The organism is Chryseobacterium sp. CBSDS_008 (assembly GCF_049959325.1).
Lineage (GTDB): Bacteria > Bacteroidota > Bacteroidia > Flavobacteriales > Weeksellaceae > Chryseobacterium.
The window spans coordinates 1,960,818-1,983,513 of sequence record NZ_CP188202.1 but is presented as its reverse complement, the minus strand read 5'-3'; the positions used below and the strand labels follow the sequence as shown (position 1 = coordinate 1,983,513).

Below are 22,696 nucleotides of genomic sequence, written 5' to 3'. Positions count from 1 at the left end.
TGAAACCAATATCTAAAGGACTCATAGACCCTCTTTTATCTTCAGGAGTATTATCAATTATATGTTTCCCAAGATCAATTAGACTGTCTCTTGTTATAACTCCGCCCCAACTTTGATAATCAGGAGTAGTAGCATCCAAATTAGCTTTTGCCCTTAACCCACTTAAAAAATGTGATTCAATTAAGTCAACTTTTAAAACGCTTTCATCTGCAAATAAAATATGATAATTTAGTCGTCCAAGCTCTTTGCTGCCAACAAACTCTTTAAGTCTAAATTCTATAACGGGTAAAATTAAATCTACACTTTTAAGACCACCGCTATTTTTATATTCAAGAACCTTTTTATATCCATCAATGAATAAATAATCATTGATTCCAAAAACTTTAATGTTTTTATCTTTAGCTAATCTTTCTAAGTCATTAAAATATCTTTCCCATACTGTGTCAGTATCTCCACCATAATCTGAACATAAGGTCTTAGGTGTATGAACATGTAAATCCCATTTTCTCCATTCTGATCCTCTTGTAATTCCCATAGTTAAAGTTTTTAGTTTAATAGAAATGTAAAAATTAAAAAAAAATACTGAAATAATAATACGGGTTTCCGTAAATATTTTTCAGTATTTATTTTCTTCTAAAATCAGCAGGGTTTTCGCCCCAAGCTTTTGTTTCCCATTTTAGGATTTTATTAGCATACTCATTATTTTCTAACCACTTGATAGCTCTATTAATCAAATCAAAGAGTTCTATATTTTTATACTATACAGTGTCTACTTTTTGCTGACGATTTACAAAAATCAAGGATTCATACATAATTGTTTTCCCTGTATTTTGAATTAATATATTTCTTTTACAAATCTATTTCGTTGAAACGACAAAAGATGTCGCAACATAAATTTGTTTTTCCCGAAAATAGGCTGGGTGGCATTTTTAAAACATTTCACTTGTATTGCTTAATATCTAACAGGCTTAAAAGTCGCAATTTTCCCTAGTATCAGGGCTTTTCCTCTTTCGGACTTCATAGAGCCTTTTCATATACCCCTTACTTGTTTCTTCTCGTATTCTGACTTATATTTTCACTTCTGTATTACTTGTTATATCAGTAAAACATATCATGCTTTTACTTGCTTTCGACTTGTTTTATTTTCCTTTCAAACCTTATTTGTAATATTTGATTCTTTCAGCCCTCACAACCCACTAAATTTTGAATGTAATTATGAATACGCCCTTGAAGAGAGCATCAAAATGTAACTTTATAAGTGCCCGTAGAACTTACATCGGCTTTTTCAGCCTTTACATATTTCTTTATCCAACCGATTGATGTTGATACAATGCAAGAATCTGAAACCCCTCCCGATCTTCTGGCAGAAACTACATTCCCTGCTTTATCTACGGTATAGGCAATAGTAATAGAACCGCTTGCCGTGCAACTATGAGAAGGTTGTTTTCCTCCTCTTCCCATTGTTCCAGGAATATAACCTATTAATTTTCGGTCAATTCCCACTTTGCTATTACTGTTTCCATCACCACCCAAAGGATCACCTGCATTTTCATTTTGGATTATCTCTTTTCCTCTTCCATTTATAAGGTTCTCAATAGAGGGATTTTCTTTTTCATTTTTATCAGTCCGATAATATTTAATTTTCTCAGCCTTCATAAAACCCTCTAAATTTCTGAAGGTGATCTTATCAGTTCTTTCAGCATTTTCTAATGCGTCCTTTTTACTTTTTTTACAATTGGGAGAATCTAAATTGACCTCTTTATCATTTTCGTTATAAAACTTATCAACCCTATATAATTTGGACTTTCCATAATTTTTATAAATACCACGGTATCTGATCTGCCTTGCACATTTGTTTTCTAAAAACCAGTCCTCTTTTTTTACAGCTCCGAGCAGAACTCCTTTTTCATCAAAATAAAAATCCTGAGAACTATTCCAGTCTCCCATACCCCAAAAGCTATCAGATTTGCTGATGTAAATTATCTTATCATTTTTTTTAATAATTCTGTATGACATCATGATTTCGCTATCATCGTCCTCGTTCTCATTCTCATTATTAGGATTAGTTTTTTTAAGAGTACCGTTAATCAGTTTATAATAGCTTAGGATTTTATCGGGATTATTTTCTATTATTTGATTGGTATACTTTTCAGCTTCTGCAAGTTCCAGATTAATATTTTTCTGACTAAAAAACAGAACATAATTAATGAATGCAATGAATGTTATTAATTTTTTCATGATTAATTGATTTGTATTGAATCTCCCTGCTGATTGGGAGCGTTAATTTCAGCTTCAGAATGCTGGGATACGTTATTTTTTTCTCTCCTTTCAGATTGTTCTTCATAATAATTATATCCCTTGCTAGGTTTATAACTTTCAACCCTTGTTATATCAACTCTTTGAGTATTGTGATCTTTGCCACTTTTATATTGTTTGTTGCTGAAGTTATCTTCTGCAAGATTTTCATCACTGAAAAGGACTTTTGTAAATCCTAAAAAACCGTAAGCTGTGATTAGGTTTTCTTTGGAATCCTCGTCACGATAGTCTAGTTTTCTTACCAAAACAAGATCTTCCTCATATATCCCAAGATTGGAATATCCTTTTTTAGAAAGAGTATTGGAAATAAAGTTTTGGGAATATTTCTCCGTCATTTCTTCTCCTAAAAAGAAGTTTTTCATCGTTTTAAAAATCTGAGGTTTTTGTAGTAAGATTTTATCAACAATGGCATTCTGCATTTTAGCCCGATCAGGCTTTAAGAAGAAAGCAGAAACGCTAAACAATATGATTATACCAACGATTATATAAAATGAATAACTTTCTCCTGACTGCATTTTTTGAGTAATGTAAAGGTCATTTACATTCTTTTTAGCAACGTCTTTATCACTTGAATCACGACTCTCATCAGGAAACTTCATCGAAATATCCCGTAATATTTCTAAAGCAAGGTCGCTGTTATAATCGTCTTCAAAGGTTTTTTTCCTTCGCTTATATTCTTCATCAAACATTCGTTTTTGTTCTGAATCTAAGGCATCGTATTTTATCCGAACCAGTAAGGAGAAATCACTCATAATTATATTTTTTAATTAAGGATTTCTGAAGAAGTAAGCTTACAAAGGATTTTATTTTGCTAATTCTACTTATTTTAGAATTGGTTTTATGGAAGGTAAAGCAGAAGGATAGTAGGTCTACAAATAAGAATGTTGTTTTCATAGTATAATTTTTTTAGTTCAATTATACGCTTCAACTCTCAATATTTTTTACGGAAACCCATAAGCATAAAAAAGCTCGAAGCGTTAAACTTTACTCGTAATCGAGGGAGTCGAAGCCCTGTGGTACAAAGTAAAGCAACGCCCGAGCCTAAACCCGAGCATTTGCCAAACCTTTCCCGTACCACTTAAAATTTCGACTTTTCGATTACAGGAGTTAGTTCGCTAAATGCGGTATTTCTATTTTATTTCAATAATATTTATTCTTATAATTTCATATTTTTATGTTTTACAAAGATAGCTAAAATTTTAGGGTAACTATCTCTAAAAATAAAAATTCAATTTCTAAAGATGCAGTTACCCTAATTAAAACCTGAGACAATTAAAACTTAAATTTGTTCTTCATGGCTTCTTTCATAATATCAGTATTAACATTTGCATATTTGGCGGTAATACTTATATCGGTATGTCCCATCATTTCTTTAACAATAGTTATCGGAACATTATAATAATTAACCATCATCGTTCCGAAGGTGTGCCTAGAAACGTGGAAGGTCAAATTTTTATTTAATTCGATAGCTTGCGCCAGGACTTTTAATCTGGTATTATCATTCTGATTAGTTACGGTAGGGAATAGAAGTTCATCCTTGTCCTTTCCTTTACCATATTGTTTAGCCATTACAAAAGCTCTCGTGTTCAAAGGTATTTTAACAGGTTTACCAGTTTTAACTTGCTTTTTAGTGATGAATTTTGTTTTAAAATCAATATTCTCCATCTTCAACGTATTAATATCACAATATCTTAATCCTGTTAAGGAAGCAAATACAAATCTATCTTTAGTTAATTTTATCCCAGAGCTAGGATCGACTTTTATTTTAATGAAACTTTCAAGCTCGTCTGGTGTAAGAAAAACTAAACATTCGGATTTTTCTTTATATTCCTTGTTGATGTAAGGATTATCAACCATTAATTTATGCTTTATGGCTAAATTAATGATAGCGTCCAGATTCTTATGATGATTAGCGATTCCATGTATACCGTCGTTTTTCTTTCTTAAAAAAGCTTCAAAATCTTCGATAAACATTAAATTTATTTCTGCTACATCAATACGTTTTTTAAACTCTTTAAGATATTTTCTAAGCAAATTATATTTATATAGGGTAGGCTCTTTAATTTTTTTAGATTTTATTGCGAGCATTTTATCAAATACCGTATAGAAACAGTTAAGATTAACGCCATTGTAATACTCTTTAATCATATCGATAGTTAATGGCTGGTTGTTATTAATCTTATTCAGACAAAATTTTTCTAACTTTAAAGTAATGTCTTTTAAAAATACATTCAATTCTCCGTAGCCTTTACCAATACAGGTTTTTGTTTTGCTATCCCATTGGTCTGGATATATCTTTTGTTTTGTTGGTAGTTTAATTACTTTAGAATTTAATCTAACCTGAACATTAATCGGACATCTTCCGTCAACTCCTATTTTATCCTTTCTTAGGATAACTAAAATTGAAAATGATTTTTTCATAATATTATTTTTTAATTTTTAATTCCTACAGAAATTTTTCCTGCTTTCATTTACATTAACTCTCCTAAAAATTAAAAAAGGAGCGAAGATAGAAAATTGTTAGCAATAATCAAAATTAAACTACTGAAAATCAAATGGTTGTATATTTAATAGGAAAATAAAAAAATTACAATTTGGAAGAATCTTTAAAAATTTCTTGTCGATATATACCTCAAAAATGGAAATCCGAACTTATGAGCTTATAATATCAGCATTTTTTAGCAATAGTCGATTTGTACCTTGAAATCGGAATTTATTTTATATTGTATTTAAAATCATATAGTTATAGAAATTTCTCCCTTGGATTTTACAGGGGGAATTTTTTATATTGAACAATAATCAGAAAAAGAAGTTCGGAGAATCGCAATTATTGAAATTCTGGAATGGTAATTCATGAGTTCGTGTAATTTTTAAGTTTTACCTTCGTGCCATATTTAACTCAAAACTGGAAATTATGTTCAAAATTTCCCCTTGTTTTTGGAAGGGGTCGTTATAGGGGGAACGATCTTGGGAAAGAATGCTTCAGAATACTACAAACAATCAGCTATGGATAACAAAAAAGCCCCTATCGAAGGGGCTTTGAGCATTTTTACTCGTGAATGTTGTGGTTTCTCCAGGAATCGAACCAGGGACACATGGATTTTCAATCCATTGCTCTACCAACTGAGCTAAGAAACCATTTATGTTTTTGTTTATTACTTCGTTGTTTTAAAGTGATGCAAAAGTATACTATTTTATAATACTGCACAAGTATTTTGATTTATTTTTTTGTAAAAAGTATTATTACGGCTTGCTTTTGGCGTCAATGTATTGGTCATCAGTGATTTGATGTAGCTTGTTTTTATATATTTTTCAGAATATTAGTCTGTTAGCCTTTCTTTGCACTGTTTTATTGCCCGAAATCTGATAGGTTTTAAAAGACCTATTTATAAAGATTATTTTCATCACATCACAGTACTGAAAATACTATTGTTTTTCTTTAAATAATTTTAAACAGTCCCCATAATAGGTGATTTACACTTGATACAATGATAAACACTTGATTTATAGTATATAATTTACCTAACAACTGTTAGTAGTATTAGTACGACACTTTTTGAAATTTAATGATAAATATAGTCTGCTTCATATAAATACATCTATATTTGGTGATATAGAAAACAAAAATCATAAAATATTAATCATCAAAATTTACGATCATGGCAGAAAGAAATTCAAGAGGAATTTTAAAATTCAACAACGGTGAAGGACAAAAACTATTAAAGCTTAATTACAGCGTAGCAAGAGCTACGGACGTTTCAGGGCGTGTAGCATCAGATCCTTCCAATGCGCTTATCAAAATTACAGTAGAAGCTACTGATAAATCAGATATCCTGGAAAGTTTACTGAACGGAAAGTACAAGCCTACAGTAGGAGAGATCACTTTCAATAAATCTCATGAAGAAGGAACTTTAACAACACTGAAGTGGAACAACGGCTATGTCATCCAGCATGAAGTAGACTTTGATGCGGTAGATGAAAACAGTATGTACATCAGTTTTGTGGTAAGTGCAGAACAGATAGATTTGGGGAATTCTTCTTACTTTGGGGCTTGGCCTTCTTAATCACATTCAGAATTTAAAATATCAGGCAGAACAGTACATCGGTTAAGGGATACTGTTCTGCTTTTTTTAGCCTTACAGAACGATTGTTTATTTAAAATAAAGTTTTGAAAAACACCTAATCACTATGAATAAACTATCTCGGATTCCGATAAGATTTCTGAAAATTATATTCCCCGAATCAACCGTGTGGTATAAATAAAAAAGCCAGTTCTTATAAAGTAACTGGCTGATTATTTAGATCATAATTTTAAGGAAGAGTTGAAAGATTGATGTTTGGCATCTGCGTAGGTGGTGCAACAGAAAACTGTGATCCGGGAGCAACTGTTGTATTAAAGAATCCTCCATTTTGCAAATAGAAAGCACTGCCGCTTGTTCCTCCCATTGCATCTATCCTTTGTTTTGCATTGTAAGTGTTATCGACGCTAAATTTTGCTGCGGAAATGGCAATCCAGCTGCCATTTGAAGTTTTTACCCACTGATTTTTGAATTCAGCTTTTCTGCCCTGATATCCATTTTCAGGATTAAAGTTTTCAACGAAACTATAGAAGCCTTTAAGATAGGTGCTGGTCTGAGGTCTCTTCCAGCTGGCTATCAGTTTCCATGTTGTTGTATCCGGAGATAAAAACCATGCTGTAAAATCAGTTTTTCCGCTGCCGTCCGGTTCACCTTTTAATAAAAATTTATAGGTTTGTCCGGCACTCCAGTTATACTTATAATAGCTTTGTCCGCCAGAGCCTTCATTGCCAAATTCTCCGATTGTTACCCCGCTGCCTGATCTGTTCAGTATAATTTTGTGATCAGGAGGAATATTATTGGGATCATCTGTATTAAACGGGCTCCATACAGAGAATAGAATCCTTCTTTCCGTAGCAGAATTCACCTGCATTCCAAAATAACCTTCATTAAAGCCATTTGCCATAAAATAAGAGCCAATCTTATCTTCTCCAGCAGGAACTGTCACCTCGTTGTAATAATAGCTAACATTACTGGTGGTTGGAATGGTATAGGTCAGATGGCAGGAAGGCCCTCTGCGCGCCCAATAATAGTAAGAAGGATCATTACTGTAAATATTGGTTCCCGTAGAAGCTGTTCCACCGAAAGTAACATCTGAAACATCCGCAAAGAAACCACCAGTTCTAGAGACTCCCTGAAGATCAACTTTTACATAGCCCGGAGTGGAAATGGTAAAAGAGCCAACTGTATAATCTGTATAGTCCGATCCTGTTAAAGTAACATTTTTGGATGTGTTGCCTATTGTTACTTTTACAACACTCGTACCTGAGGGCACAGAAGCTTTTAACCCGATGTTTACTATTCCCGTATTACTCACCCTGAAATAAGTGCTGATAACAGTATTGGAGTTGGTCCAGCTAGTTAAGCTAGTGGAGTTGATTATTTCGCTGGCTCCTGAAGGTTTTACTGTTAAAAAAGAGTTTCCGGAAACGGGAACCCTGAAAGATGATGCATTTAGAGGTGGGTCAACGGTGTTGGCCATAGTAGTCTCTGCACATGATTGAAAAACAAGCAGAGCGATACCCAGAAAAGTACCTGCTAATAAATTTAGTTTCATATTTGTATTTTTATATTGTTTACAATACTAAATTAAGTTTTACTTTTCACATAAAAAAAATAATTCCCTATTTTTTGATTAATTTTTATATTTTTAAACGATATTATAGAAAAATACCGTGGAAAAAGAGCTGAATATAAAGAACAAAAAAACCTCTAAAATAAATTAGAGGTTTTAAAGTGGTTTCTCCAGGAATCGAACCAGGGACACATGGATTTTCAATCCATTGCTCTACCAACTGAGCTAAGAAACCATTATATTTTTGTTTGACTTACTTCGTTGTTTTAAAGTGATGCAAAAGTAGTAAGATTTAGTATACAAAGCAAGTATTCATCGTACTTTTTTTGAATAAATTTAAAAACTTACTGATTATCAGCTGGATTATTTTCCTGTTCCTTTCTGATCTGTTCGCTCATCTCTTCCAATACCGGTTTTATCGTGTTTTCAGGAAGATCACTAATTCGGATATACATTAATCCGTCAATCGCATCATTGAAGTTAGGGTCAACGTTGAAAGCAATTACTTTAGCATTTTGCTTGATGTATTTTTTGATCAGAACAGGAAGTCTCAATTCAGGTTCAAGATCATCAATGATCTTATCCAGCTTATTAAGGTCAGATTCCATTTCCTCAAAGAAAATATTTTTATCCCTGTCGCGAAGTTTTACTTTATATTCATTCCTTGGAGTGATATACTGAGCTACTGCAGAATCAAAATAATTAGAACGCATAAATTCGATCATCAGTGATTTTGAAAATTCCGAGAATTTGTTGGAGATACTTACACCACCCATAAGGAACTTATGATCAGAATTTCGCAGGCATACATGTACAATTCCTCTCCATAAAAGAAAGAGTGGAAGTGGTTTCTGCTGATATTCCTGGCAGATATAGGCACGGCCCATTTCAATCACTTTTTTAAAGAACGGATGAATGTCCTGCTCAAACTCAAATAAAGAGCTTGTATAGAATCCTTTGATCCCATACTTTTTCATAACTTCTCTACCCAATGCCATTCTGTAGGCTCCGGCCAGTTTTTTCTCACCATTGTCCCAAAGGAACAGATGGTGGTAATGCTTATCATACTCATCAAGGTCAAACGGAAGATTGCTTCCTTCACCTACTGCACGGAAAGTAAGCTCTCTCTGACGCCCGATTTCCCTCATAATAGAAGGAATTTCCTCGTAAGTAGTAAAATAGATTTCGTAATTTCCATTGCTGAAGAGCATTTTATCAGTTCCTCTCAGTTTATCAACATCCTTAATGATATCTTCAATAGGCGTTTCATCAATGATATTCTGAACAATATTTTCTTCCTTCAATAAAGGAAACTTGACAGATAAATTCTGAAGGTTGATGCTTTGGGCAAGGGATTTTCTTTTTTCATAGTAAGATTTCATCATATAAACCTTACGTTTCAGAAACTCTCCCAATTCCTCAATCGTTTCCATATCATCCATTGCTTTCACAGTAATAGGACGCCCGATTCTGATTCTGATAGGTTTCTCTCTGTCATTCATCATTTCTGCAGGAAGCATCAGGGTCTGTAAATTCGGATGAAGCTTGGCTACCTGATAAAAAAGCCGGCTGTTTTTGGCATGAAAATACATAGGAACTACCGGTACTTTTACCATTCTGATAAGCTTAAGTGCCGTTTTTTCCCATTCCTTATCTAAAATTTCTCCGTAAGGATTGTTCTTATTGGAAACTTCTCCTGCCGGAAAGATACCTACACAGCCTCCGTTTTGTAAATGCTTGAGTGTTTCACGCATTCCTGAAGAGCTGCTGTAAGCTTCTTTTCTGTTTTCAAAAGGGTTAACAGCGATTACATACGGCTCCATAGGTTTGATTTTTTCCAAAAGGAAATTCCCCATTACCTTAAAATCCGGACGAACCTCTGTTAAGACCTTGCACATCAGAATTCCATCAATAGCACCCAGTGGGTGGTTGGAAACCAGGATAAACGGTCCCGTTTTCGGAATCTTTGCCAGATCCTCCTCAAAAGCTACATAGCTTAGGTTTCTTTCTCTCACAAATGAGTCGAAAAAGTCTTTGCCTTCCTTATCTTTTAATTTATCGTATAATTTATTTACTTGGTTTATTTTAGCAATGCTCATCACAGCAGATGCTACCGGATTCTTGAGGAACCCGATTTTGTTTAAGCCGGAAGCTTTGATCAGATCGTTTTTCGAAATTAAACTCATGTGTGTTTAGTCGCAATTAATATTATTGTGTTACCATTTGAAGAGTATTCTTGGAAATTTGTTCCAATAATACATTTTTTTCATGGTAAAATTTATCAATATGATCCTTTTTCGCATTTCTTACTGTGAATAAAGATACATTTTTAATTGCTTCGGTTTTAAAAATTTTTTGAAGCTCTTCGTTGAGCTCATCAATATGATTAAATTTATCCTCAAGGCACAGTGCCAGTGAGATCGCAGAATTCTGCATCAGAGAAACTTTAATCTTATATTTAGATAAATATCCGAAAATCAGGCTCATATGGTCTTCCGCAATGAAAGAGAAGTCTCTTGTAGAGATTTTCAAAAGATCCTGGTTTTCTTTTAGAATATAAGATTCCTCCTGTTGGTTTTTGTCAGAAGCACCTACTTTTGTTCCTTCTTTGGTAGGATCTACAAAAGACTTTACGTAAAAAGGAATATTTTTTTGCTGTAGCGGCTGTAATGTTTTAGGGTGAATGACGCTTGCCCCGTAATACGCCATCTCAATAGCTTCTTCATAAGAAATATTGGAAAGAAGAGTAACATCACTGAATTTTCTAGGATCTCCGGTCATTACTCCTGGTACATCCTTCCAAATAGTCATTGCTTCAGCATTTAAGCAGTAGGCAAAAATAGCAGCAGAGTAGTCAGACCCCTCTCTTCCTAACGTTACCGTAAAATTATTGTCGTCAGACCCGATGAATCCCTGGGTTACATAGCAGATTTCAGGGTTAAGATTTGAAATGAATTCTTCAGTCCTTACCCAGTCTACAGCCCCTTCCCTGTATGAATTATCTGTTTTTATATAATCTCTGGCATCTAACCATTGATTGGTGAATTGAATTTCATTCAGATATTCACTCAGGATTTTGGTAGAAATCATTTCTCCACAGCTTACCACCTGATCGTATACGAAATTGTAGTTAGGAGACTTATTTCTTCTTAAAAAAGAATCAATGTCATCAAAAAAGAGATTGATTTCGGTAAAAACCGCATGATTTTCAGGAAAAAGTCCTTCCGCAATCTCAATGTGTTTTCTTTTTATCTTTTCAATTTCAGTTTGATAATTTTCTTTTTTGAAATACAGCTCTACAACTTTTTCCAACTCATTTGTCGTCTTGCCCATGGCTGAAATTACCAGCAGGCATTTGGCAAATCCCTGGCTTTTCAGAACCATGGACACGTTTTTTACACTGTCAGCATCTTTTACAGATGCTCCACCAAACTTGAAAATTTTCATTAAATTGTTAAAAATAAAATTGTTAGATAAAAAGTTACATGAGTTTTTTACGGACGTCAAAATTATAAATTTACAACGAGATATGAAATAGCCCGGCGCAGAGATAGAATTAAGATTTCCTTAAAATCAACAAATAATGAAATAATCTGAATTTTTCATAGCTCTGATGTACCAAATTCGGACGAATAATTTTCATCGATGGCTTGGTATTATGGTGTGGTGGGTTTGTATCATATTGAAATACAGCAACTAATCTCTTTTGTAATTAAATTTTCTTAATGCGATAAATTTTCCGAAATTTGGGCAAAACGTAAAAAGAAAAATATGTCAAATCAACCATTACAGACTTTAGGAGAATTTCTTATAGATAAACAGGACGATTTTCAATATTCTACAGGTGAATTCTCTCGTCTTCTAAGTGCAATAAGATTGGCTTCGAAAGTGGTAAACAGAGAAGTAAATAAAGCCGGAATTGTGGATATTACAGGTGCTGCAGGAAATCAGAATATTCAGGGTGAGGAACAGCAGAAACTTGATGTGATTGCGAACGAAATTTTTATTACGGCTTTGTCTCAAAGAGAGGTTGTTTGTGGTATTGCTTCTGAGGAAAATGATGATTTTATCGATATTAAATGCGGTGAAAACGGACATTTAAGTAAATATGTGGTATTGATTGATCCTTTGGACGGTTCTTCCAATATTGATGTAAATGTATCGGTAGGAACCATTTTCTCTATCTACAGAAGAGTTACAGAACCCGGAACACCGGTACAGCTGGAAGATTTTTTACAGAAAGGAATTAATCAGATTGCAGCAGGGTATGTGATTTACGGTTCATCCACAATGATCGTTTATACTACCGGAAACGGCGTCAACGGATTTACGCTGGATCCTTCTTTGGGAACATATTATCTTTCTCATCCGAACATGACTTTCCCAAGAACAGGGAAAATTTATTCCATCAACGAAGGAAACTATATCAAATTCCCTCAAGGAGTAAAAAATTATCTAAAATATTGCCAGATGGAAGAAGGAGACCGCCCTTATACATCAAGATATATCGGATCTCTGGTAGCGGATTTCCATAGAAATATGCTGAAAGGAGGAATTTATATCTATCCATCTTACTCGCAGGCTCCGAACGGTAAATTAAGACTGCTATACGAATGCAATCCAATGGCATTCCTTGCAGAGCAGGCAGGAGGAAAAGCAACAGACGGATTCAGAAGAATTCTTGAAATAGAACCTACGGAGCTTCACCAGAGAATCCCGTTCTTCTGCGGAAGCATAGAAATGGTAGAAAAAGCAGAAGAATTTATGCGTATTGACAGCGTAAAATAAATGGAAGCAACTTATTTAAAATACATTTTGCAATTTAAACGCCCGAGTGGAACATCTCGCGGCGTTTTGCTTGATAAGGAGACCTTTATCCTGACTATTTCAGAAGGCGGAAAAAGGGGCGTAGGTGAATGTGCTCTTTTCAGGGGGTTGAGTTTTGATGACAGATCCGATTATGAAGAAAAACTGAAATGGCTCTGTGAAAATATCAATCAGGATACTGCTTTTCTGAAGGAAGAACTGAGGGAGTTCCCCTCAATCTGGTTTGGCTATGAACAAGCTGTCCGGAATCTGAAGAATGGAGGCAGTCTTTATTTTCCGAGTGAATTTACTGAAGGCAAAGCGGCTATTACAATCAACGGTCTGATATGGATGGGAGATGTGGGCTATATGGAAGAGCAGATTCAGGATAAGCTTGAAAAAGGATTTCATTGCATCAAATTAAAAATCGGTGTCGATTGGAAATCCGAACATGTGATACTTCAGAAATTAAGAGAGAAATTTTCCAAAGACCAGTTGGAACTTCGGGTAGATGCAAACGGAGGATTCTCTAAAGATGAAGCGGTTATTGTTTTGCAGCAACTCGCTGATCTTGATATTCATTCTATTGAACAGCCCATTAAAGCTGGAAATTGGACTGATATGGCTGAGTTATGTGCAAAAACACCCACTCCGGTTGCATTGGATGAAGAACTGATCGGAATTATTGATTCAGGAAAAAAGAAAACACTTTTAGAAACAATACAGCCACAGTATATTATTTTGAAACCGGCATTGGTAGGAGGGTTTTCCGGTTCTGATGAATGGATTTCCCTTGCTGAGAATCAGAATATAGGCTGGTGGATAACGTCGGCTTTAGAAAGTAATATAGGACTGAATGCCATCGCTCAGTATACATTTACCAAAAAAAATCCAATGCCTCAAGGTTTAGGCACTGGAGCTTTATTTGTCAATAATTTTGAATCCGATCTGGAGCTCAGAAATGAACTGTTATGGTTCAAAATATAACTGGGTTTAATCATGACGGAGGAGGTGAATTCGGGCATGTGGCCTGGCCGCAATAATCCGGTGCCCATGACCTGCAGCACATGGCACTAGGATCCCAACTGTTGCCTTTGATTGAATATGTATTTAATTGGTTTCAGTTTTTAACCTGCAATCCCTTCCTGTTCAGAACATTTGAATTTTTTTTAATCCGGTCTGTAGGAGGACCTGGCAGTAGTAGATCGAATATTTTGTTGATTTAGAGGTTGTTACACAATTAAATCACATCCTTTACGAAAATAGCTTTCTTTATATAATTTAATATATTAGAAAACCTTTTTTTAATCTGTCCCATAATTAAAAATTGTAATTCCCTAGTGTATGAATTAGCAATCATTGTGCCATACTCATCAATTTTAGTTAAATTTTAACGTATAATTCATTTTTTAGGGATTATTTTAATTATTTGTTAAGAAATAATTGTGAAAATATTTTCACTATCTTTAGATCTGTTCGTAATAAGATTTCTGTCAATTCCGTATAAATTCTGAAAGATATCACGCTGTACCTGCGAGCTTGAAAGATATCCCCAATGGTTTCCCACTTCATATTTAAAGCTGTTCAGAAGATCATCTTTTACGAAGGTACAATCAATAACGGACACAATATCTTTATACTGATCAATGCCGCTCGGTCCATTTTTACCAAGTCTTGGAGTGAGGATATTTTTTGTAAACTGAGAAGCTCCGAGAATAATATCCTGTCTGTTTAGATAAATGGAAATCCTGTTAGCCAATAATGGAAGTTTATTAAATGAATCCTCGGCATCTTCAAATACTTTATAGCTCACGTCAGCATTCAACAGGAGAACCTGGTCGATAACACGAAGAATATTTTCCTTTTTAAGGCTGTACAGCATGCTTTGAAGAACTCTGTTACCCAAAGAATGGGCTATAAGGTGAATCCTTTGATTGCAGGGGGCAAGATCGCGGTTGGAAAAAATATCTTTTAAAAACTGGGTGTAAAAATAAAATAATCTCATCAGAGATGTTCCGGAGTTGATACTGGAAGCCTTATCATCAAAATAGCTTAGCGGTATAATACTGCCTGAAGCGGGCCAGCTAACAAATAAAATATGCTCTACAGGAGAGTCCGGATTATCAATGAATATTTTCTTAAGATCAATAATTGCTTTTAGTTCATCATCAAAATCATATAAATAACCATGGATGAATATCAGTACATCACTCCTGTCTTTAGTGGAAGACATATTTTTGTACAGTTCATAAAACATTTTCTGGGTTCCTCCAAGGTGGTTGGCTGTAAGAGGTGATTTTTTTATTCCTTTTTCGCTTAACAGAACATCTAAGACTTCTTCATAACCCTGTTTTTCGGGCTCTGAAAAAAGCTTGTAGTTTAAGATATTTCTGTTAGTATAGTCTTTTTTATTTTTAGTTTGTGGGGAAGGGTCCTTATAGTTGTCAAAATCACATTTAGCGATCCTGAAATTAGGAATTGAGTATTCATCATTGGAAAAAGAGTCCACTCTTTCGCCTTTATGCCGGATAATTTTCCGGTTGCTTAAGATATAAACAGCCATGATGGTTGGGTTAAATGGTTAGAGTTTTCCCGAAGTTAATGAAAAATATTGAATTACAATCAATAAGGCTTTTAAATTACCATTTTTACAAAAGCTTATTTTTCCGTAACTTTGTGGAACTTTTTTTGCTAAAAAATAAAAGCTAACTTTAATGGAAGAAGAAAAAAAATCCCTCAATTTTATTGAGCAAATTATTGAAGATGATCTGGCAAACGGTCTGAAAAGAGATCAGATTCGTTTCCGTTTTCCGCCTGAACCGAATGGTTATCTGCATGTAGGACATACCAAAGCGATCTGCATCAACTTTGGCCTGGGCGAAAAATACAACGCTCCCGTAAACCTTCGTTTTGACGATACGAACCCTGAAAAAGAAGAGCAGGAATTCGTAGATTCTATCAAGAAAGACGTTGAATGGCTTGGGTTCAAATGGGATAAAGAATTGTATGCATCAGACTACTTCCAGCAGCTTTACGATTGGGCCGTACAATTGATTAAAGAAGGAAAAGCTTATGTAGATGAACAGCCTTCTGAAGTAATTACCGAGCAGAGAAAGAACCCTACAGAACCGGGTGTGGAATCTCCATACAGAAACCGTCCGGTAGAAGAATCTTTGGATCTTTTCGAAAGGATGAAAAACGGAGAATTTGAAAGCGGTTCGATGTCTCTTCGTGCAAAAATCGACATGGTTTCGCCCAACATGAATATGCGTGACCCTGTGATGTACAGAATTTTGAATAAACCTCACCACAGAACAGGTACAGCCTGGAAAATTTATCCAATGTACGACTGGGCTCATGGTGAATCCGATTATATCGAACAAGTTTCACATTCACTTTGCTCTTTGGAGTTTGAGAACCACAGACCGTTGTACAACTGGTATTTAGATCAGGTTTATGAAGAAGGCAGGGTTAAAAACAAGCAGAGGGAATTTGCAAGGATGAATGTATCCTATATGATTACTTCTAAAAGAAAGCTGCAGAGACTGGTAGCTGAAGGAGTAGTAACCGGATGGGATGATCCTAGGATGCCAACTATTTCAGGGATGAGAAGAAAAGGATTTACTCCGGCTTCTATCAGGAATTTTATTGAAAAAGTAGGGGTTGCGAAAAGAGAAAACCTGATCGAAATCCAGCTGCTTGATTTCTGTGTACGTGAAGATCTTAACAAGGTTGCCAAGCGTGTAATGGCAGTGGTAGATCCTGTAAAATTAGTGATCGAAAACTATCCGGAGGATAAGGAAGAATGGTTGGAAACTGAAAATAACCCTGAGCAGGAAAATGCAGGGACAAGAGAAGTTCCGTTCTCAAGAGAGCTATACATTGAACGTGAAGACTTTAAAGAAGAGGCTAACAATAAATTTTTCAGGCTTAAATTAGGCGGAGAAGTTCGTCTGAAATCTGCTTACATTATCAAAGCTGAAAGAGTGGAGAAAGATGAAAATGGTGAGATCACTACCATCTATGCTACTTATGACGAGAAGAGTAAGTCCGGAAGCGGTACAGAAGAAAGCTTGAGAAAAGTAAAAGGAACCCTACACTGGGTATCTGCCAAACATGCTATTCCTGTTGAAGTAAGAATTTATAACCAACTGTTTACCGTGGAGCAGCCTGATGCAGAAAAAGATGTAGACTTCTTAAACTTCATCAATCCTGAATCTGTAACCACTGTGAAAGGTTTTGCTGAGCCAGGCCTGAAAGAAGTTGCTATTGGGGAACCGCTACAGTTCCAAAGAATAGGGTACTTTACAAAAGATCAGGATTCTACCGATGATACGTTGGTATTTAACCGTACGGTAACGCTGAAAGACTCTTATAAACCTGAATAATTTTCAGAAATAGATCATAAAATAAAAGCAGGACTTCACTTGGAGTTCTGCTTTTACTATTTTATAGCTTAAAATCTGAAGTATAAGCTTCTATTTCAAAAAGTCTTTGTCGCGATATGAAGGATTAGGATATTTATAAAATCCTTCTCCAGTCAATACTCCCAGTTTCCCTTTATCAATATACTCTTCTTTTAATTTTTCAACTGCTTTGATCTTTAAAGGATCCTGAGTTTCTTCAGCTTCCAGCTTATTAATATTGTAAGCAGTTGTAATTCCTACAACATCCAGAATTCCAAACGGGCCAGTTGGTGCTCCGGTAGCGACCATCCATGTCTTGTCAATCGTTTCAATATCTGAGACTTCATTCACCCAGAGATTGACAGCAGCGCCAAGCAGCGGAACCAATAATGAATTGACAATATATCCGGGTTGTTCCTTCCGGATTGGCAGTGCTACCATTCCAATCGCTTTTGCAAATTTGATCAGCGAATCAAATACCTCCTGAGAAGTTCCCGGATGCCGCATTACCTCTCCGGTATTGTGCTTCCAGATTTCATTGGCAAAATGGAGGGCTACAAATTTATCAGGTCTTCCTGTGGCTTCAGCAAACTGACTTGGAAGAAGAGTAGAAGAATTCGTTGCAAATACTGTTTTTTCCGGAGCAACCTGAGCCAGCTTATGATAGAATTCCGTTTTAACGGCTGGATCTTCCGGAACAGCTTCTATCAGAAGATCAGCATCTTTTACTGCTTCAGCAAGATCAGATGAATAGCTGATATTTTTAAATGTGGCATCAAGTTGTTCCTGCGTTGCACCCAAATCATTTTTATAAGCTTCACTTAAAGCGGTGAATTTACCTTTGGCTTTTTCCAATACTTCATCATTGATATCATATACGGTAACTTTGAAACCGTGATAGGCAGTCTGGAAGGCAATCTGATATCCTAATACACCACTTCCCGCTATTGTTATATTTTTAAAATCCATGTGATTTATATTTTAATTAAAGATGTTTTTAAAGTAGATAATATCTGTTGAGAAAAATGTTATGTCTTTAATGCAAAGGTTTAAATAAAGGCTACACAACTTTAAAACTATTGTTTTGTAAGCTGATATTTCAGCCTTTTACTCCTTTTACCCATTCCTGAAATCTGCTAAGGAAGGATTCATGCTCTTCCTGTTCTTCCGGACGGTTTACCAGAATGTGTTCAAAGTAAGTTCCTTTTAATATTTTTCTTAAAATTCCTTCTCCTAAGAAAGGTTTATAGTCATTCAGAGCCTGAGTAGCTTTTAATAAATGTCTGATATCATATTGTAACGGATTGATGTCCGGAACCTGTTTATTAAGGTTAAGAAGATTGTAAACAGCTATTCTTGCAGTTCTTACAGAGCTTTCCATGGTGAAGACCACATCGTTATTGGTTTCTACAAACTGTCCTACAAGGCCTAAGTTGGTACATCCTTCAGGAACCACTCTCGGACGGTCTCCCATCGCTCTCGGCATAAACATAGATGTGATATAAGGCATAAATGCGGTACGTACAATTGTATTTTCTGTGACCTTATCAAGTTGGTCTGTTATTCCAAGGTGATAGCACAGCTCGGCCAGAATTTCGTTTCCGGTACATTGAGGCATTGTTTTTTTGATATAATTACCTTCTTTATCCATCAGTAAAGCATATACCCAAACTACAAGGATATCATCCGGCTGAGTAGGAAAGTGTGGCTGTCTGTTGCAGGTGAAACTCATCACCCAATTCGAGTCTGTAATGGTAATAATACCTCCTGTAGCTGTTTTTCCTGAATAAGGATCGTTTACGCACAGTTCTTTCAGTTTCTCTGTGAAAGCAGAAGGACGGCACGTTAAGGTTGCAGATTCCCAGGAAGATTTTTCAATATGACTACAGAATTTTTCAGGTTTTCCAAACACTTCAGATTTTGCGGCAAGATTTTTCCACAGTTTCCACCCGGCACTTTGTCCGGCACTGCTGTTGTCTATTGTAACTTCGGGAACGGTATTGTTGTCTCCGTAGAACGTACTTTCAGTCATAGATCCGGTGGTTACAATTACGTAGTCGTCTTTACCAACTGGTATTCTTACTTCCTCTCCGTTTTGTTCGGTGATAATTCCTTCTACTGTTTTTCCTTCTGTATTAATTTGAATATCAAGATCTTTAACCAAAATATTAAACTGGATCTGTACCCCTTTTTCCAACAGGAAGTTCTTTAATGGAGTTACATACGTATCATACTGGTTGTATTTTGGAAATACCAGGCATGAGAAGTCTTTCATTCCGTCAATGGCATGAAGAAATCTGTGCATATACAGTTTCAGTTCCAGTAAGCTGTGCCAGTTTTCGAAGGCGAACATAGAACGCCAGAAGAACCAGAAATTACTGTTCAGAAAAGATTCAGAAAAATAGTCTTCAATGGTAAGATCGTCCAGCTCTTCTTTTTTCTTTAACAGAAGTTTTACAATGGCCAGCTGATCTTTTTTCTCAAGTCCGAATTTACTGAAATCCTTGATCTGTCCCTGATTATGAATAAGTCTTGCTTTGGAATAATTAGGGTCGTTGTCATTAATAAGCCGGTATTCATCCAATACACTGTAAGGTGCAGGCAGCTCCAGAGCAGGAATATCCTGAAACAGATCCCATAAATTTTCATAGGTCATATCCATTTCTCTTCCTCCACGGATGATGTAACCATCTTTTGCGTTACCTGCTCCATCCAGAGATCCGCCTTCAACATTGAGCTGATCAAGGAAAATAATATTTCTACCTGGTACACGCCCATCACGGATAAAATAATACGCTGCCGACATGCCGGCAATTCCGCTTCCCACAATATAAATTTTACTGTTTTCGTAAGATTGTAAAGGAATGCCTTTATTACGTTGGTAATTTCCGATCTGGTCGGAGAAGGGCATCGTCTTTTCAGGAGTGTTAATCTGAACCTCTTTACTTGAATCCGGTTCGTGGATTACATTTCCAAACGAGTCAGAGGCATTTAACACTTTATCGAATTTTGAATTGATCGTACTCATCTTTATTGTTTTTAATTAACAGTATAAAGGTACCTCTATTCAGCAAGCGATATATATCCTCAAGTTCAGAATTATTATCCCCAAATTCTCATGACTGAATATTTTCTTTAGTTCTGTACTCCGAAGGGGAAAGCGTCGTATGTTTTTTAAAGAAACGGCCGAAAGCTGATGCTGAATTAAACTGAAGTTCAAAGGCAATTTCTGATATGGTGATCTCAGGATTTCCAAGCATGACATAAGCTTCTTTCAGCAGCGCTTCATCAATAACCTCATGGGGTGTTTTTCCGCTTGCTTTCTTAATGATTTCGATGAGATATTTATTGGAAACATGAAGTTGATCCGCATAAAATTGAACCGTTCGTTCCCTGGTGATATTTTCACGGATCAGTTTACTGAATTTGAGATAAAGGTCTTTTTTTCCTTCTTCCTTTTCCGGATTTGCAGCATTTTCCTGTTCCATAATCTCAGCAGTCTCCAGCAGAAGATTAAAAATAATGGTACGGATAATCTCTTCCGTAAACTTTCCCTGCTTTTTCGATTTTTTATCAAGGTAATCCAGAAGATTTTGCAGGAGTGAAGAATTTGTTGCCGTAGTTTTTAAGATGCTGTATGAACCTTTGGAGAAAAGATTCATTTTTTCAATGATAAAAGGATTAGAAATATTTTTGATCAAAAAATTCTTGTCAAAGAATAGCAGTTTCATCGTAAAATCATCACTGGTTTTTCCAAATTTTACAATGGTAGAGGGTGCTGCGATAAGAAAACTGTCAGCACCTGCTTTATATTTCTGACGGTCTATTTCAATATTGATCTCTCCGGAAGTACAGATACATAGAGCATAATAATCCATTCTGAAGGGAGATTTTGGAAATTCAAAAATAGGTTTTCCGGAAGAAATGTAATAGGATTGGCAGCAGTCAATACTGTAAAAAGATAGCGTATCATGTAAATTTTCGTAGGTTACCATTCTTCAGTATTGATTAAATTTTTATTGTGTTTCTAAGTGAATTTAGCATAAAGCACCCGTTGTTACTGCAATTTACGATTTTTATAAAAGTTATTTGTTTTTATACAGCCCATAAAACTGTTTTTTGCTAAAATACAGTTGGCTGTCTGTTTAATAAAGGTTATTGATAAAAATAGCGTTTAAACAAGGTCTTTTGGGTTAATTTTGTCTAATTTTGCACTTTCAATTCCCAAAATATTATTGTGAGACTCATTAACGTATATACGAGTTCTTTTAAAGGACTCTCGCAGGAGAGTTGGATGCTGGCGTTGGTAATGCTCATCAACAGGGCTGGTTCTATGGTGCTTCCGTTTCTGGGAGTTTATATGACTAATCATTTGCATTTCAGTATTGAAAATTCAGGAATTGTACTGAGCTTTTTTGGAATAGGTTCGGTCATCGGATCATGGCTGGGTGGTATGATCACTGATAAAATAGGCGAGTACAGGGTACAGAGCCTGAGTTTACTGCTCAGTGTTCCTTTATTTTGTCTGATTCCGCTTTTTACAACAGAGGCTGGCCTGGCGGGAATTATTTTAGCCCAGAGTATTGTAAGTGAAACATTTCGGCCGGCAAACTCGGTGGCCATTACTAAATATGCGAAACCTGAAAATATTACCAGGGCTTTTTCACTGAACCGTATGGCTGTAAATCTTGGGTTTTCTATCGGACCTGCGTTGGGGGGTATTTTATCTGCTATTTCTTATGAGTTCCTGTTTTTCAGCAATGCATTGGCTGCTTTATTGGCAGGCCTGATGTATATCTGGTTCTTTAAAGATCGTGCAAGGTTAGCCAAACAGAAGGCAAAAAAGGTAAAAGAAGCGATTGCTGTTAAAAAAGAAAGTTCTCCTTACCGTGACAGTAAATTTTTGATTTACTGTATGTTCTGTATGCTGTTTTCCATATGTTTCTTCCAGCTGTTCAGTACGCTGACTATATTTTATAAAGATACGGCGCATCTCAGCCAGCAAAATATCGGATATATATTGGGATACAGCGGTTTCCTGATCGTACTGCTGGAGATGGGACTGGTACAGATCGCGGAGAAATATTTTACCTTAGCCTTTACCATGCTTCTCGGGACTTTTCTGTGTGGAGTTTCCTACGCCATGCTGGCCTTCGATTACAGTATGATTACCCTTGTATTGTCTATGACGCTGCTTTGTGTAGGAGAAATATGGACCCTTCCCTTTATGTCAACCATTACAGCATTACGCTCGGGAAAGAATAATAAAGGAGCTTATATGGGACTGAACGGAATGTCATTTTCCATTGCATTTATCATTACACCATACATAGGAACACTGATTGCAGAAAAATTAGGCTTTACTACATTATGGATTGGAACAGGGGTATTGGCTGTGGCAATTGCTGTTGGTTTCTATTGTGTTATTCCATGGATGCTTAAAGATAAAAATAAGATTGAAGAGGAATTGGTCCGGAATACAACCCCTTGATTAATAAAAAATAAAGCTTCGGGCA

At 35.6% G+C, this 22,696-nt stretch carries 15 protein-coding genes, 2 tRNA genes and 1 pseudogene; 5 read left to right on the top strand and 13 right to left on the bottom strand.

Annotated elements, in window-relative coordinates; translation table 11 throughout:
* Positions 1-623 precede the first annotated feature (623 nt).
* The 5 genes and pseudogenes from ACP3T3_RS08865 to ACP3T3_RS08845 all read right to left on the bottom strand — a co-directional run.
* Positions 624-752, bottom strand: a pseudogene (locus tag ACP3T3_RS08865) (ribonuclease H); the annotation flags it as partial.
* A gap of 487 nt (positions 753-1,239) precedes the next feature.
* On the bottom strand, positions 1,240-2,238 hold the full coding sequence (locus tag ACP3T3_RS08860; protein ID WP_426479523.1) for a hypothetical protein: 999 nt from the start codon (positions 2,236-2,238) through the stop codon (positions 1,240-1,242).
* Between the two features lie 2 nt (positions 2,239-2,240).
* Positions 2,241-3,068, bottom strand: a complete 828-nt coding sequence (locus tag ACP3T3_RS08855) for a hypothetical protein (RefSeq protein ID WP_426479522.1) — start codon at positions 3,066-3,068, stop codon at positions 2,241-2,243.
* 520 nt (positions 3,069-3,588) lie between these two features.
* Complete coding sequence (locus tag ACP3T3_RS08850) at positions 3,589-4,737, bottom strand: tyrosine-type recombinase/integrase (protein ID WP_426479521.1); 1,149 nt, start codon at positions 4,735-4,737, stop codon at positions 3,589-3,591.
* A gap of 644 nt (positions 4,738-5,381) precedes the next feature.
* Positions 5,382-5,454 (bottom strand) — tRNA-Phe (locus ACP3T3_RS08845).
* 521 nt (positions 5,455-5,975) lie between these two features.
* Between ACP3T3_RS08845 and tssD the strand changes: the two genes are divergently transcribed.
* Complete coding sequence (gene tssD, locus ACP3T3_RS08840; RefSeq protein ID WP_426479520.1) at positions 5,976-6,380, top strand: type VI secretion system tube protein TssD; 405 nt, start codon at positions 5,976-5,978, stop codon at positions 6,378-6,380.
* A gap of 247 nt (positions 6,381-6,627) precedes the next feature.
* On the opposite strand, the gene ACP3T3_RS08835 is transcribed toward tssD, so the two are convergent.
* From ACP3T3_RS08835 to ACP3T3_RS08820, 4 genes are all read right to left on the bottom strand, one after another.
* Positions 6,628-7,950 (bottom strand): DUF3472 domain-containing protein, encoded by a 1,323-nt coding sequence (locus tag ACP3T3_RS08835; RefSeq protein ID WP_426479519.1) that lies wholly within the window; start codon positions 7,948-7,950, stop codon positions 6,628-6,630.
* A 180-nt stretch (positions 7,951-8,130) separates the two neighbouring features.
* A tRNA-Phe gene (locus tag ACP3T3_RS08830) sits at positions 8,131-8,203 on the bottom strand.
* A 109-nt stretch (positions 8,204-8,312) separates the two neighbouring features.
* Positions 8,313-10,154, bottom strand: coding sequence for a lysophospholipid acyltransferase family protein (locus ACP3T3_RS08825; RefSeq protein WP_426479518.1), 1,842 nt, complete (start codon positions 10,152-10,154; stop codon positions 8,313-8,315).
* A gap of 22 nt (positions 10,155-10,176) precedes the next feature.
* A complete protein-coding gene (locus tag ACP3T3_RS08820) occupies positions 10,177-11,415 on the bottom strand; it encodes an aspartate kinase (protein ID WP_426479517.1) in 1,239 nt (412 codons plus the stop codon).
* A gap of 324 nt (positions 11,416-11,739) precedes the next feature.
* Here ACP3T3_RS08820 and fbp point away from each other — a divergent pair, with 324 nt between their 5' ends.
* Together fbp and ACP3T3_RS08810 are read left to right on the top strand one after the other, a co-directional pair.
* Positions 11,740-12,756 (top strand): class 1 fructose-bisphosphatase, encoded by a 1,017-nt coding sequence (gene fbp, locus ACP3T3_RS08815; RefSeq protein ID WP_109737937.1) that lies wholly within the window; start codon positions 11,740-11,742, stop codon positions 12,754-12,756.
* Complete coding sequence (locus ACP3T3_RS08810) at positions 12,757-13,761, top strand: o-succinylbenzoate synthase (protein WP_426479516.1); 1,005 nt, start codon at positions 12,757-12,759, stop codon at positions 13,759-13,761.
* A 445-nt stretch (positions 13,762-14,206) separates the two neighbouring features.
* Here the strand turns inward: ACP3T3_RS08810 and ACP3T3_RS08805 are convergent, their stop codons facing one another.
* A complete protein-coding gene (locus ACP3T3_RS08805) occupies positions 14,207-15,337 on the bottom strand; it encodes an alpha/beta hydrolase (RefSeq protein WP_426479515.1) in 1,131 nt (376 codons plus the stop codon).
* Positions 15,338-15,488: 151 nt separating this feature from the next.
* Between ACP3T3_RS08805 and ACP3T3_RS08800 the strand changes: the two genes are divergently transcribed.
* On the top strand, positions 15,489-17,162 hold the full coding sequence (locus ACP3T3_RS08800) for a glutamine--tRNA ligase/YqeY domain fusion protein (protein ID WP_426479514.1): 1,674 nt from the start codon (positions 15,489-15,491) through the stop codon (positions 17,160-17,162).
* A gap of 90 nt (positions 17,163-17,252) precedes the next feature.
* Here the strand turns inward: ACP3T3_RS08800 and ACP3T3_RS08795 are convergent, their stop codons facing one another.
* From ACP3T3_RS08795 to ACP3T3_RS08785, 3 genes are all read right to left on the bottom strand, one after another.
* Positions 17,253-18,149 (bottom strand): 3-hydroxyacyl-CoA dehydrogenase, encoded by an 897-nt coding sequence (locus tag ACP3T3_RS08795; protein WP_426479513.1) that lies wholly within the window; start codon positions 18,147-18,149, stop codon positions 17,253-17,255.
* Positions 18,150-18,279: 130 nt separating this feature from the next.
* The gene (locus tag ACP3T3_RS08790) at positions 18,280-20,208 is read right to left on the bottom strand and encodes an oleate hydratase (protein ID WP_426479512.1); all 1,929 of its coding nucleotides are present in this window, start codon (positions 20,206-20,208) and stop codon (positions 18,280-18,282) included.
* A gap of 88 nt (positions 20,209-20,296) precedes the next feature.
* Positions 20,297-21,175, bottom strand: a complete 879-nt coding sequence (locus ACP3T3_RS08785; protein WP_426479511.1) for a helix-turn-helix domain-containing protein — start codon at positions 21,173-21,175, stop codon at positions 20,297-20,299.
* A 299-nt stretch (positions 21,176-21,474) separates the two neighbouring features.
* On the opposite strand from ACP3T3_RS08785, the gene ACP3T3_RS08780 reads away from it, so the two are divergent.
* Positions 21,475-22,671 (top strand): MFS transporter, encoded by a 1,197-nt coding sequence (locus ACP3T3_RS08780; RefSeq protein ID WP_426479957.1) that lies wholly within the window; start codon positions 21,475-21,477, stop codon positions 22,669-22,671.
* The last annotated feature ends 25 nt before the right edge of the window (positions 22,672-22,696 follow it).

Coding starts and splice junctions, on each gene's coding strand:
- ACP3T3_RS08860 (WP_426479523.1), bottom strand. CDS start 2,238: ATGAAAAAATTAATAACATTCATTGCATTCATTAATTATGTTCTGTTT.
- ACP3T3_RS08855 (WP_426479522.1), bottom strand. CDS start 3,068: ATGAGTGATTTCTCCTTACTGGTTCGGATAAAATACGATGCCTTAGAT.
- ACP3T3_RS08850 (WP_426479521.1), bottom strand. CDS start 4,737: ATGAAAAAATCATTTTCAATTTTAGTTATCCTAAGAAAGGATAAAATA.
- tssD (WP_426479520.1), top strand. CDS start 5,976: ATGGCAGAAAGAAATTCAAGAGGAATTTTAAAATTCAACAACGGTGAA.
- ACP3T3_RS08835 (WP_426479519.1), bottom strand. CDS start 7,950: ATGAAACTAAATTTATTAGCAGGTACTTTTCTGGGTATCGCTCTGCTT.
- ACP3T3_RS08825 (WP_426479518.1), bottom strand. CDS start 10,154: ATGAGTTTAATTTCGAAAAACGATCTGATCAAAGCTTCCGGCTTAAAC.
- ACP3T3_RS08820 (WP_426479517.1), bottom strand. CDS start 11,415: ATGAAAATTTTCAAGTTTGGTGGAGCATCTGTAAAAGATGCTGACAGT.
- fbp (WP_109737937.1), top strand. CDS start 11,740: ATGTCAAATCAACCATTACAGACTTTAGGAGAATTTCTTATAGATAAA.
- ACP3T3_RS08810 (WP_426479516.1), top strand. CDS start 12,757: ATGGAAGCAACTTATTTAAAATACATTTTGCAATTTAAACGCCCGAGT.
- ACP3T3_RS08805 (WP_426479515.1), bottom strand. CDS start 15,337: ATGGCTGTTTATATCTTAAGCAACCGGAAAATTATCCGGCATAAAGGC.
- ACP3T3_RS08800 (WP_426479514.1), top strand. CDS start 15,489: ATGGAAGAAGAAAAAAAATCCCTCAATTTTATTGAGCAAATTATTGAA.
- ACP3T3_RS08795 (WP_426479513.1), bottom strand. CDS start 18,149: ATGGATTTTAAAAATATAACAATAGCGGGAAGTGGTGTATTAGGATAT.
- ACP3T3_RS08790 (WP_426479512.1), bottom strand. CDS start 20,208: ATGAGTACGATCAATTCAAAATTCGATAAAGTGTTAAATGCCTCTGAC.
- ACP3T3_RS08785 (WP_426479511.1), bottom strand. CDS start 21,175: ATGGTAACCTACGAAAATTTACATGATACGCTATCTTTTTACAGTATT.
- ACP3T3_RS08780 (WP_426479957.1), top strand. CDS start 21,475: ATGCTGGCGTTGGTAATGCTCATCAACAGGGCTGGTTCTATGGTGCTT.